This window comes from Salinicola acroporae, from assembly GCF_003206615.1.
GTDB classification, from domain to species: Bacteria; Pseudomonadota; Gammaproteobacteria; order Pseudomonadales; family Halomonadaceae; genus Salinicola; species Salinicola acroporae.
This window is the reverse complement of sequence record NZ_PZJW01000003.1, coordinates 241624-254001: the sequence shown is the minus strand read 5'-3', so window position 1 is coordinate 254001 and position 12378 is coordinate 241624. Positions and strand designations below refer to the sequence as shown.

Annotated in this window: 13 protein-coding genes; 8 read left to right on the top strand and 5 right to left on the bottom strand. The window is 64.6% G+C overall.

The features are described 5' to 3' along the window. Positions 1-54 precede the first annotated feature (54 nt). Both DOM54_RS05250 and DOM54_RS05245 read left to right on the top strand, forming a co-directional pair. Positions 55-762: a pirin family protein gene (locus DOM54_RS05250; protein WP_110715328.1), complete on the top strand. Its 708-nt coding sequence runs from the start codon at positions 55-57 to the stop codon at positions 760-762. 77 nt (positions 763-839) lie between these two features. Continuing rightward, positions 840-1439: a YceI family protein gene (locus tag DOM54_RS05245; protein ID WP_240613775.1), complete on the top strand. Its 600-nt coding sequence runs from the start codon at positions 840-842 to the stop codon at positions 1437-1439. 106 nt (positions 1440-1545) lie between these two features. Here the strand turns inward: DOM54_RS05245 and DOM54_RS05240 are convergent, their stop codons facing one another. From DOM54_RS05240 to DOM54_RS05230, 3 genes are all read right to left on the bottom strand, one after another. Then, on the bottom strand, positions 1546-1902 hold the full coding sequence (locus DOM54_RS05240) for a hypothetical protein (protein WP_110715327.1): 357 nt from the start codon (positions 1900-1902) through the stop codon (positions 1546-1548). A gap of 128 nt (positions 1903-2030) precedes the next feature. Then, complete coding sequence (locus tag DOM54_RS05235) at positions 2031-2306, bottom strand: HU family DNA-binding protein (RefSeq protein ID WP_035472794.1); 276 nt, start codon at positions 2304-2306, stop codon at positions 2031-2033. A gap of 168 nt (positions 2307-2474) precedes the next feature. Next, positions 2475-3677, bottom strand: a complete 1203-nt coding sequence (locus DOM54_RS05230) for an NAD(P)/FAD-dependent oxidoreductase (RefSeq protein WP_110715326.1) — start codon at positions 3675-3677, stop codon at positions 2475-2477. Positions 3678-3897: 220 nt separating this feature from the next. On the opposite strand from DOM54_RS05230, the gene DOM54_RS05225 reads away from it, so the two are divergent. The 6 genes from DOM54_RS05225 to DOM54_RS05200 all read left to right on the top strand — a co-directional run bounded on the left by DOM54_RS05225 (position 3898) and on the right by DOM54_RS05200 (position 10310). Continuing rightward, positions 3898-4380 (top strand): chorismate lyase, encoded by a 483-nt coding sequence (locus DOM54_RS05225; protein ID WP_110715325.1) that lies wholly within the window; start codon positions 3898-3900, stop codon positions 4378-4380. An 83-nt stretch (positions 4381-4463) separates the two neighbouring features. Continuing rightward, a complete protein-coding gene (gene ubiA / locus DOM54_RS05220) occupies positions 4464-5357 on the top strand; it encodes a 4-hydroxybenzoate octaprenyltransferase (RefSeq protein WP_110715324.1) in 894 nt (297 codons plus the stop codon). A gap of 145 nt (positions 5358-5502) precedes the next feature. Continuing rightward, positions 5503-6192, top strand: coding sequence for a phosphate regulon transcriptional regulator PhoB (gene phoB / locus DOM54_RS05215; RefSeq protein WP_110715323.1), 690 nt, complete (start codon positions 5503-5505; stop codon positions 6190-6192). Between the two features lie 8 nt (positions 6193-6200). After that, positions 6201-7553: a phosphate regulon sensor histidine kinase PhoR gene (phoR, locus tag DOM54_RS05210; RefSeq protein WP_110715322.1), complete on the top strand. Its 1353-nt coding sequence runs from the start codon at positions 6201-6203 to the stop codon at positions 7551-7553. A gap of 135 nt (positions 7554-7688) precedes the next feature. After that, positions 7689-9359, top strand: coding sequence for a methyl-accepting chemotaxis protein (locus tag DOM54_RS05205; protein WP_240613774.1), 1671 nt, complete (start codon positions 7689-7691; stop codon positions 9357-9359). Positions 9360-9458: 99 nt separating this feature from the next. Further along, entirely contained in the window at positions 9459-10310 is an 852-nt protein-coding gene (locus DOM54_RS05200) for a M23 family metallopeptidase (RefSeq protein ID WP_240613773.1), read from the top strand. A gap of 9 nt (positions 10311-10319) precedes the next feature. On the opposite strand, the gene DOM54_RS05195 is transcribed toward DOM54_RS05200, so the two are convergent. Together DOM54_RS05195 and DOM54_RS05190 are read right to left on the bottom strand one after the other, a co-directional pair. After that, positions 10320-11378, bottom strand: a complete 1059-nt coding sequence (locus DOM54_RS05195; protein ID WP_110715320.1) for a siderophore-interacting protein — start codon at positions 11376-11378, stop codon at positions 10320-10322. Positions 11379-11553: 175 nt separating this feature from the next. After that, complete coding sequence (locus tag DOM54_RS05190; protein WP_110715319.1) at positions 11554-12165, bottom strand: superoxide dismutase; 612 nt, start codon at positions 12163-12165, stop codon at positions 11554-11556. Positions 12166-12378: the final 213 nt, after the last annotated feature.

Here is a 12378-nt window from a genome sequence, read left to right as displayed (position 1 = left end):
CTGTCTCCATTGCGCCGTGGCTGACGCTCGGCGCCCGCAACCAGGAGACACTCCATGTTGACGATCAGACAGGCTGACGAGCGCGGTTACGCCGATCACGGCTGGCTCAAGAGCTATCACTCTTTCTCGTTCGCCGGCTATCACGATCCGAAGCACGTCCACTTCAGCGTACTGCGGGTCATCAACGAAGATCGCGTGGCGCCCGGCCAAGGCTTCGGCCGGCACGGCCACCAGGACATGGAGATCTTCTCCTATGTCTTGAGCGGCGAGCTGGGCCATCAGGACACCCTGGGCAACGGCTCGTCGATCGGCCCCGGCCGGGTGCAGATCATGACCACGGGAAGTGGCGTCGAGCACAGCGAGTTCAACCACTCGACCAGCGAACCGGTCCACTTCCTGCAGATCTGGCTGTTCCCGAGAGAGCGTGGCCTGACCCCGCACTATGCCGAGAAGGATTTCACGGATGCCGACAAGCGTGGCCGGCTGTGCCTGATCCTCTCTCCTGACGGTCGCGACGGTTCGCTTACGCTGCAGCAGGATGCATTCATCTACGCGTCGCTGCTCGACGCCGACGAGCGTGCCGAGCTGGCGCTGGCCGATAGTCGTCAGAGCTACGTCCATGTGGTGCGCGGCAAGGTGAGCATCAACGGCCAGGCACTGGAGGGCGGCGATGCGCTGATGCTGGTGGAAGAACCAGGCGTGACCCTGGAACACGGCGAGGATGCCGAAGTGCTGGTATTCGATCTGCCGAAGATATCCTGATCTCAATCATGGCGGCCACCCACGGGTCTCCGCCATTCGACCCGTGTGAAAGACCACCCGACTCGAGGAAGTGACCGATGATGTTGAACAAGATCGTTTTGGCTGCGGCCCTGCTGACGTCGACGGCAAGCGTCAGCGCGATGGCAGAGACCACGACTTACCAGATGGATCCCACGCATACCAGCGTCGTGGCTTCCTGGAGCCACTTCGGTTTCTCTCACCCGACGGCAACGTTCTCGGACGTGACCGGCACCATTCAGTTCGACGAGGACAACGTCGCCAATTCCCATGTCGAGGTGACCATTCCGGTCAAGACCGTGGATACCAAGGTGCCGGCACTCAACGAGGAGTTTCTGGGCAGCGAGTACTTCGACGTTGCGCAGTATCCCGACGCCACGTTCAAGAGTACCGAGATCGAATCGATGGGTGACGACCGATACGACGTGCATGGCGACCTGACCCTCAAGGACGTGACCAAGCCGGTCGTCCTGCACGCCACGCTCAATGGCGTTGGCGAGCATCCGATGGCGAAGGTGCCGGCGCTGGGTTTCGACGCCGAGACAACCATTCAGCGCAGCGATTTCGGTCTGGATCAGTATGTGCCCAATGTCAGCGATGACATCACCATTCGCCTGTCGAGCGAAGCCGAAGCCGCCAAGCCGTCCACCGCACAGTAAAGACGGGATGTTGACTGGCATTCGCGCCGGCCAATAAAAAGCGCCCCTGGCAGTTCATCACTGCCAGGGGCGCTGCGATTCAGGGCCGGCGCATCATCAAGATCGGCTAGAGATGCTTCAGCAGCCCCTGCAGTCGCTCCAGATCGCGGGAATCGCCCACCAACCGCAGGCGGCCATCGAACAGGCCCTCTCGGAAGGCGCGCTGAGACGGTTTACGGAGAAAGCGCGTGGCACTATCGGCGTCACGAAAGCGCAGTTCCAGCGCCAGATCCACCGGCAGGCCAGTGTCGCTATGGACGGCTTGCGGACTCATTCGATAATGACGGGCAATCGAGAGGTCTTCCGTGGCCACGCCCCAGTCGAATCGCTGGAGTTTCTCCAGACTCTCGCGAAACGCCGCCTTGCGCGAACGCGCGCGTTTGAGCATCACGCCAAGCCACCAGAGCATCAACTTGAGCTTCATGCCACCTCGCACGACCGATCAACAGGACAGGGAATGTATCGAAGAATGCCGACCCGCCAGCATCGGGACGGATCGGCTATCGCTGCGCTCATTGGCGGATGAGCGACTCGGGAATTCGAAACCCGAACTTACTTGCTGACGGCGTCCTTGAGAGCCTTGCCGGGCTTGAAGGCCACGGTCTTGCTGGCCGGGATGTTCAACGGCTTGCCAGTCTGCGGGTTCTTACCCGTCCGTGCGGCACGCTCGCGAACCGTAAATGAACCAAAACCGATCAACGTGACATCGCTACCTTTGGAAACCGTACCGGTGATTTCGTCGAGAATGACGTTCAGCACCTGACTGGCCTTGTCCTTCGAAAGATCCGCACGCTCGGCAATCGCCGCAGCGAGTTCTGGCTTACGCATAGAGCCCTCCTAGTTTGGCTATGGCGTCACCTGAAACGCCTCGCATCTGAAACGAGTTGTTGTTCTCGATGAGGGGAATGCCCTCCGAACGCATAATAAGCCGCTCGGGGCGCGGTTTGTCCAGCATCAGGTGACGATTCATGGCTGATACAACCGTAGCCACCGGGGTTAGCCTAGCAACGGGGGGGCGGCTCGCGCCAGTTCGACTTTACGACGAACGCAGCGCCCGGTCAGCGCGAAGCCCAGTAACCGTCCTGCCTGGTCCTCGGCCAAGGCGCTGAAATCTCCGGCCTCTCCCTCGATCCGCCAGTGGTGAGGGGGTTCGCGCGGTGGCAGCGCGACAACCGGTAGCAGCGGTGTCTTGACCACCACCGGCCAGGCGCCGTAGCTCACCTCGGTCGGTGTGCCGGTCAGCGTTGCCGCCAGCGCCTTGACTGCGGCCTGCAGTGGCTGAACGTACATGGCGCTCACCCCGCCGGCCGAGGCGCCGAGCCCATCGACACAGGCGACGTCACCCAGCGCGAAGATCTCCGGCGCACTGGTCGCAAGCCGGCAGTCGGTCAGGATACCGGCTGGCGACACCGCCAGCCCTGCGGCCTCGGCCAGGGCGGTACGCGGGCGCAGCCCTGTCGCGAACAGCACCAGATCCGCTGCCAGCGCTTCGCCGTCGTCGAGTACCAGCGCCACTCCATCGCCATCGTCGTGAAGCGCTGCCACCTGACGTTCGAAATAGCCGCGAATGCCGGCTTCGGCAAAGGCCTCGCCCAGTGCCCGCCCCAGCGGTGGCGGCAGCAGGCGTGGCAGCGGTGTCGGCTCGGGTGCGACCAGTGCGATCCGGTGACCTCCGGCAGAGAGGTCATTGGCGAACTCGCAACCCACCAGCCCGGCGCCGATGATGACGATGCGGGCTCGCTGACCGGGATGGCGATCCAGTACCCCGCGCAAGCGACGGTAGTCATCGAGATCGTTGATCTGAAAGACCCGGTCGCGCAGCGAGGAGGCGACCTCGAACGGCTGCCAGGGGGCGGCTCCGGTCGCCAGCACCAGTTGGCCATAGGGCAGCGTCTCGGCACCGATCCTCAACCGACGGCCGGCGGTGTCGATGGCATCGATGGGCGTCCGGGTACGAACCCGCGCCTTCAGCGTCGCGGCCAGGTCCACCGCATCATGCATGACCAGCGATTGTGGCGTCTGCCGCTTGGCGAAGGCGCTGGAGAGCAGCGGCTTGGTGTACTCGTCGCCGCTGTCGGCACTGATCAGGGTGATCGGTCGCTCGCCATCACGGCTCCGAATGGCTCGGGCCAGGCCCACGCCGGCCATCCCGGTACCGATGATCGTCAGGGGCGCGGTGGAGGGATTGGATTGACTCATCACGGACTCGTTCGGTCGGTCGTCTCGAGGCCCCATGTTACACTACGCCGCCTTCGACCCGCGCCGTCCCGATGGTTCCCGACCGTTCGCGGCGCTTTCCTGATGCGTCCTGATGGAGTCGCTTCGCGTGCCCTCAGCTTGTTACTGCCATGCACTGTCGCCCGCCGAACGATCCTGGCGATGGATTCGCTGGGCTCCCGCCATCACCCGGCGGCCTCGCATGAACGCCGCCTGGTGGCAGTGGGTGGGCTCCACCGACTCGCTCACCGCCCGGTTGGTCGCGGCCTCCGGGCGCCCCTTCCGGGTCCGGCTGGAACACCAGGGCGTCGAACGACCGCGCCGCGACGAGGCGCTTGCACTGGGGCTGGCGCCTACCGACGTCGCCTGGATACGCGAGGTCACGCTGATGAGCGGCGAGCGACCGTGGGTGGCGGCGCGCTCGGTCGCTCCGCTGGATCGTACCGGTTGCCGGCGCCTGCGCACGCTGGGAGAGCGTTCGCTGGGCAGTTGGCTATTCGCGCAACCCGACCTGGAACGCGATCCGATCGAGGTGGCGCGAGTCTCCGCGGGCGCAGAAGGCGTGTGGCTGAGACGGTCACGCTTCCGTCACGGCCGCATTCAACTGCTGGTACAGGAGTGCTTCCTGCATGACATGGCGGAGGACCTGGGCCTGGCTCTCCCGGAACCACGACCGACGACCTGAACGCTGGCTCCCACCTCGAAGCGCGGCCGCAGTTGCAGTAAAGTCGTTGCCGATTCAGAGGCTTTGCCGTTTCGGAGATTCGTATGCCCAGCGCCGGTTCCCCTTCCACGCCCCGCGGCCTCGCCCGCCTGCCGGATTTCCTGCGCCTGACCCGGCTCGACAAGCCGATCGGCACCTGGCTGCTGATGTGGCCGACGCTGTGGGCGCTGTGGCTCGCCGCCGGCGGCCTGCCGGACCGCGCCAACCTGATCATCTTCGTGCTCGGCGTCTATCTGATGCGCGCCGCCGGCTGCGTGGTCAACGACTACGCCGACCGCAAGATCGACGGTCACGTCAAGCGCACCAAGGAGCGCCCGCTGGCCACCGGACGCATCCGCGAGCAGGAAGCCAAGCTCCTGTTCGCGGCGCTGGTGGCGGCGGCCTTCGTGCTGGTCTGCTTCACCAACCTGGCCACGGTCCTGCTCTCCTTCATTGGCGTGGCGCTGGCCGCGCTCTACCCCTTCATGAAGCGCTATACCCACCTGCCCCAGGTGGTGCTGGGCATGGCGTTCTCGTGGAGCATCCCGATGGCGTTCATGGCAGTGAGCCGCAGCCTGCCGCTGGAGGCGTGGCTGCTGTTGCTCGCCAACGTCGCCTGGACCGTGGCCTACGACACCCAATATGCCATGGTCGATCGCGACGACGACATCAAGATCGGAGTGAAGTCCACCGCGCGCCTGTTCGGCCGCGCCGACAAGCTGATCATCGGCCTGCTGCAGTTGCTGACCCTGGCGCTGCTGGCCTGGGTCGGGGCACGGCTGGCGCTGGGCGGTTTCTTCTGGCTGGGACTGGCGGCGATGGCGGCAACCTTCGTCTATCAGCAGTGGCTGATCCGGGAGCGCGAGCGTGGCCCCTGCTTTCAGGCCTTCCTCAACAACTTCTGGTCGGGGCTCTTGCTGTTCGCCGGGCTGGTGCTGGCGCTGTGGCCGCCGGTCTGAAAGACGCGATTGTCGTGGCTGTCATATCGATGTCATATTTTCACGATGTAATCGTCACCGTTCTGTCACGGCCGGTCGCTACGCCCGATAGCGTCATCGACGCCACGCAATCCAGCGAACCGGCGGCTCACTCGAGGCACTGCGCATGAGCTCCAAGACCGTACTCATCGTTGACGACGAAGCGTCCATCCGCGAAATGATCGCCGTTGCCCTGGAAATGGCCGACTATCGTGTGCTGGAAGCCGACAACGCCCAGACCGGCCACGCCATGGCGCTGGACCAGAAACCCGACCTGATGCTGCTCGACTGGATGATGCCCGGCACCAGCGGCATCGAGCTCGCGCGCCGCCTGAAGCGCGAGGAAGCCACCGCCGAGATGCCGATCATCCTGCTCACCGCCAAGGGTGAAGAGGACAACAAGGTCCAGGGACTGGAGGCGGGCGCCGACGACTACATCACCAAGCCCTTTTCGCCGCGGGAGCTGGTGGCCCGGCTCAAGGCGGTGCTGCGCCGGGCCACGCCGCCGGGTATCGAGGAGGCGGTCGAGGTCGAGGGGCTGCGGCTCGATCCCTCCAGCCACCGCGTCACTTCCCATGGTGGCGCCCTGGAGATCGGCCCGACCGAGTATCGCCTGCTGCAGTTCTTCATGACCCACCAGGAACGTGCCTATACCCGCAGCCAGTTGCTGGATCAGGTCTGGGGCGGCAACGTCTACGTGGAAGAGCGTACCGTCGATGTCCACATCCGACGCCTGCGCAAATCCCTGGGTGAAGCGCACCAGCATCTGGTCCAGACCGTGCGCGGTACCGGCTACCGCTTTTCGATCAGGGAGTAAGTCAGGACGTGCGCTACTGGATCAACGAACTGTGGCGCCTCGGCTACATGCTGTTCGGGCTTGGCGCCATGGGGCTGTTGCTCGGCGAGCTGGGCGACGACCTGCTCGCCGGAATGGGCTGGGGGCTCGCGGCCGGCCTGGGGCTCTATGTCTTTCTCCACCTGCGCCACGTGCGCATGCTCTATGTCTGGCTGCTGAAGAATCCCCGCGAGGCGCCGCCACCCGGTACCGGGGTCTGGGGCGATCTGTTCGATCGCCTGTATCACTATCAGAAAGCGCAGACGCAGCTGCAGCAGCGACTGCGCGATATCCTGCGGCGCATCCAGGACTCCTGCGAGGCGATGCGCGACAGCGTTGTGATGCTGGATCCCCAGGGCGACCTGGAGTGGTGGAACAGCGCCGCCTGCGACATGCTCGGCCTGCAGCCCGATCACGACCGCGGGCAGCCGATCACCAACTTCCTGCGCGACCCCCGCTTCATCGCCTACTTCGAGACGGGCGACTATCGCGAGCCACTGCTGATCCCCTCTCCGGTCCAGGCCAATCGTACCCTGCAGTTCCATCTCACCCTGTTCGGTGACAACGAACGCCTGCTGATGGCGCGGGACGTGACCCGGCTGCATCAGCTGGAGATGATGCGCCGCGACTTCGTCGCCAACGTCTCCCATGAGCTGCGCACGCCGCTGACGGTGCTGGCCGGCTATCTCGAAACCTACTCGGACCATGCCGACCAGCTACCCCAACGCTGGCAGCGCGGGTTCGGCCAGATGCAGGCCCAGACCATGCGCATGCAGAACCTGGTCGAGGACCTGCTGCTGCTGTCGCGGCTCGAGATCGACAGCCCCGATGACGACCGCGATGCGCTGGACGTGACGGCCCTGCTTCATGATATCGCCGCCGATGCCCGCGAATTGAGCGCACAACGCCACCAGTTGTCGATAGAAGCCGAAGAGTCGCGGCATCTGCTGGCGAACACCAAGGAGATACGCAGCGCCGTCTCCAACCTGGTCTTCAACGCCGTTCGCTACACGCCGGAAGGCAGTACCATCATCTTGCGCTGGAAGCCCTGGCACGATGGCGCCGCCATCGAAGTGGAAGACAACGGCGACGGTTTCGACCCCATCCATATCCCGCGGCTGACCGAGCGCTTCTATCGCGTCGACAAGGGTCGCAGCGCCGCCACCGGCGGTACGGGACTGGGCCTGGCCATCGTCAAGCACGTGCTGCTGCGCCACGACGCCAGCCTGGAAATCGTCAGCCGCCCGGGGCTCGGCGCGCGCTTCCGCTGCGTGTTCCCGGCGGTGCGCGTGGCGCCCGAGCCGCCGGCTTCCCCTTCCTCCGATACCTCTACGTCAGCCTGACGAATCCCTCCTTTTTCGGCGCTCTCCTTCGACACTCGCTCAATCTTCGGCGTCCCCGGCCGATAACGAGATCGGTTCATAGTTACTAGTTGTTTATATGAATTGCTCCTCGCGAAGAAAAGGACGCCCCTCAAGATGACGATGCGACGAAAACTCTGGATCACGGTTGGCCTGATGTGGCTGGGCATGCTGATCCTGGTGGGCTGGATGGCCCTGGAAAAGCGCGAGACGCTGATGGCCGAGCGCGTCACCAGTCTCAAGAGCTTCGTGGCCAGCGCCCAGACGCTGGTCGAGCGCTATGTTCAGCGCGCCAACGATGGCGAGTTCTCCGAAGATGCCGCCAAGAACTTCGCCCGCAGGAACCTGTCGGCGCTGGACCTCGACGGCAGCTATGTCTACGCCTTCGACAGCGATATCCATCTGGTCTATCACCCCAAGCGCGAAATCGGCACGGACATGAGCGGTTTCCGCGACGACAACGGCGTCTACTTCTATCGCGAGCTCAAGGCGCTGGCGGACTCCCCCGACGACGGCACGCTGGAGTACACCTCCACCGATGCCGATGGCCAGGACGTATCGCGCCTCAACTACGTTCGCTACGTCCCCGAGTGGGACTGGTATCTCGCCGCCAACGTCTATGTCAGCGACATCCAGCACGCCTTCTGGGCCGGCGTGTTGAAGATGAGCCTGATCGCCGGTGTCATCGGCATCATCATCACGCTGATCATGGGCTGGATCATCCGCAACGTGCTGGGCGACCTGGGGGGCGATCCGCGCCAGGCGCGAGACGCGATCCGGGGCATGGCCGAGGGCGATCTCACCACCGCGTTGAAGATCGGAGCCAGCGACCGCCACAGCCTGCTCGCGGCCATCGAGGGCATGCGGATTCATCTGGCCGAATCGATGACCAACGTTCGCCACGCCTCGACCACCATCACCGTCGGCGTGGGCCAGATCCACAGCGGCAACCAGGATCTGGCGGCGCGAACCGAGCAGCAGGCGGCGTCCGTCGGCGAGACGGCCTCCAGCATGGAGGAACTGACCCAGACCGTGCGCCAGAATGCCGACAACGCCCGCCAGGCGAGCGGCCTGGCCGGTGAGGCCCGGGCCACCGCCGCGGAGGGCGGCGAGATGATGGATCAGGTCGTCTCGACCATGCAGGGCATCACCGACAGCTCGCGCCGGGTGACCGAGATCGTCGGCGTGATCGACTCGATCGCCTTCCAGACCAATATCCTGGCGCTCAACGCCTCGGTGGAAGCCGCTCGGGCCGGCGAGCAGGGCCGGGGGTTCGCGGTCGTCGCCAATGAAGTTCGCACCCTGGCCAGCCGCAGCGCCGACGCCTCTCGCGAGATCCGCGAGCTGATCGACACCTCGAATCGCAAGATCGATGCCGGCTCCGAGATCGTCGGGCGGGCCGGCGAGACCATTCGTCGTGCCGTGGATTCCGTGGCCCGCATGACCGACCTGATCGAGGAGATCTCGATCGCTTCCGGCGAACAGTCCAACGGTATCGATCAGGTCAACGAGGCCGTCGTGCAGATGGATCACGTCACCCAGCAGAACGCCTCGCTGGTGCAGCAGGCATCGGCCGCCGCCGCCACGCTCAATGCCCAGGTGGCGAAACTGGAGCGGGCGCTGTCCGGGTTCAAGATCCCCGACATCGAATACGAGGAGATGGTGTCGCGCTATCGTTCGCCGTCACCCTCGATCCCGGCGCCGATATTGGCGGCGCCGTCCTCGCCGGGTGGCAAGAGTGCGACAAGCTCGACGCCGAGCGGCAACGACGATTGGGAGTCGTTCTAGACGGCGCTCTCTCGGCGCGGTCCTGTCTCTCATCCGCGTGGTCTTCCGCCACCGGCCCAGGTTATGGTGGCGGCATCCCGCGATACGGAGTGCCGACAGGTGATATCGACCCCCTCTCCTCTCTGGTGGTGCCGACGGCTCGGCGCCACCGTATTCATGCTGCTGCTATCAAGCGTTATGGTCGAAACACGCGCCGATGCGGTTCCGATCACCTTCCCCGACAGCGTCCAGCAGGGCTCGATGGTGATCGGGCGCGTGCCGCCCGGCAGCCAGGTCACCGTGGCGGGGCACGACCTCAGGGTTACCGGCTACGGCACCGTGGTCTTCGGTGTCGGCCGCGATGCCAGCGGTCGTCAGATGGTATCGGTCACCACGCCGGATGGTCGCCAGCAGAGTGCGGCGGTCACGATCACGCCGCGCGACTGGCCGATCGAACGCATCGACGGCGTGCCGCCCAGGACCGTCTCGCCGCCGCCGGAGATTGCCGCCCGCATCGCTCGCGAACAGGCCGCCGTCAGCGCCGAGCGGAAACGTAACGACGATCGGGTGGGGTTCGCCCAGGCCTTCGTCTGGCCGGTAGAGGGGCGCATCAGCGGGCGTTTCGGCAACCAGCGCATCTACAACGGCACGCCGGGATCGGCGCACTCGGGAATGGACATCGCCGCCGCCGAGGGCACGCCGGTCAAGGCCCCGGCCAGTGGCGTGATCACCTTCGCCGACGATCTCTATCTGACCGGCGGTACGGTGCTGCTCGACCACGGCTACGGCATCAGCTCCAACTTCCTGCATCTGTCGCGGATCGACGTGAAGGTCGGCGATCGCGTCGAGCAGGGCGACGTGATCGGTGCGGTGGGGGCGACCGGGCGCGCCACCGGGCCCCACCTGCACTGGGGCATGAACTGGTTCGATACCCGGATCGATCCGCTGCTGGTACTCGAACGAACTCAGTAGGCGCTGGACTCAGCCGGCCTCTCTCTTCCAATAGCCTGTCACCAAGTGCTGCCCCTTCTGCAGCCCGAACTCCTGTTTAAGACGCTTGCGCAGGCGTTGGCTGACATCGGCTTCACCGGCGAACCAGACGAACAGATCGTCGCGGATGTCGGGCATCGCCTCGGCCACCGCCGAGGCAAGCTGCTCGCTCGGCGCGTGACCACGACAGCGGTGCCGCCAACTGATGCGGCAGTGATCGGCTACCGGCAATTCCAGCTCGTCCACCGGCGATTCGACCTCCAGCCACGCCTCGACCTGCGCGCTCGCCGGCAACGTCTCCAGCAACCGCGCGATGGCGGGAATGGCCGTCTCGTCGCCGGCCAGCAGGTAGTGGGATGCGTCGGCGACGCCCCGGCCGTAGGGGCCGGCCATGCCGCAGATATCGCCCGGCTTGGCTCGGCGAGCGAAATCGCCCCCCGGCCCCGGCGCTTCGTGTAGCAGAAAATCGATCTCCACCTCGCCACTGGCGACGTCCAGGCGGCGAATGGTGTAGTAGCGAATCTCGGCCCGCCGATCTTCCGGCGGCCATTGGGTACCGCCTTCCGCGGTGGGTCGGGGCCACTGGGGGCGATCGATGCCGACCGGTGGAAAATGCAGCCGCACGTGCCACTCTTGCGGATGATCGAAGCGCGCCAGGTTTTCGCCGCTCAGGGTCAAACGGCGGATGCTGGGGCTCAACTCCTCGACTCGAACCACCCGCATTTCGCGAAAATTGGCGAAGGTCGGTGCCGCCACCACGTCTCCATGCCAGTGCAGCGGCAGGGCGTTCTCGCCGGCGAACAGCGAAACGTAGTGCTCGATGATGCCGCGCAGCGTCTCCAGTCCATCCCTCGCATCGGCTTCGGCCTCGAGGTGAAGGCCGACCCGGCTCACCGAGAAACGCGCTTCGCCCCCCGGCAGGTCGATCGCCACCTGACGCTCGTCGGTGCGGTAGGCCACGTCGTACTCATCCAGAAACGCTATCAGGCGCAATCGAAAATCATTCACATCGGTAAGCGTCAGCGTGGCGTCGCAGCGTTGTGCAGTCATGGTGTCGAATCGTCGCGAGGGTGGATCGATGAGCGGACCGGCAGGACGCCAGCGCGGTCAGCGTATCAGAAAAGCCGCTGCGGGGGGAATCCTTGCCGAGGCGGGTACCAACGCAGGATGCCCCCGAAACGGGGGCATCCTGGAACAGCCTGGCATCGGGATATCGACCCGATGATCAGGCAGTCGCTTCGGCGTAGCGACGGTTGACTTCATCCCAATTGATGACGTCGAAGAACGCCGCGATATAGTCCGGACGCTTGTTCTGGTACTTCAGATAGTAGGCGTGTTCCCAGACATCCAGTCCCAGGATCGGCGTCAGGCCTTCCATCAGCGGGCTATCCTGGTTGAGGGTGTTGATGACCTTGAGCTTCTTCTCGGGCGTCACCACCAGCCACGCCCAGCCGCTACCGAAACGACCGGTCGCCGCCTTCTTGAACTCTTCCTTGAAGGTCTCGTAGCCGCCCAGCTCGCTGCTGATGGCCTCGCCCACCTTGCCGGTCGGCTCGCCACCGCCGTCCTTGGACATCACGGTCCAGAACAGGGAGTGGTTGGCATGACCGCCGCCGTTGTTGATGACGGCCTGGCGCTTGTCCTGCGGCACCTTGTCGATATCGGCCATCAGCTTGTCGACCGGGACCTCTTCGAGACCGGTGCCTTCCAGCGCGGCGTTGAGATTGTTGACGTAAGTCTGATGGTGACGAGTGTGGTGAATCTCCATCGTCATCGCGTCGATCTTGGGTTCCAGCGCGTCATATGCGTAGGGTAGCGACGGTAAGCTATGAGCCATGATCAAAACTCCCTTTCATGAGGAGGCATTGCCCGACGTGGGCGCCTCTCGGGTGAATCAAAATAGTGAGCAACGCGTCACGGTGTCAAGCGAGCCCGATCTTCGCACAGCGTTGCCACGATAAAATATCATATTGATTTCAAAAAGATTTTCCGAAGTCTGGGCGAAGCTGGCCTCACCGCTTCGGCAAATCTCCCTGTCGTCCAGTCTAGA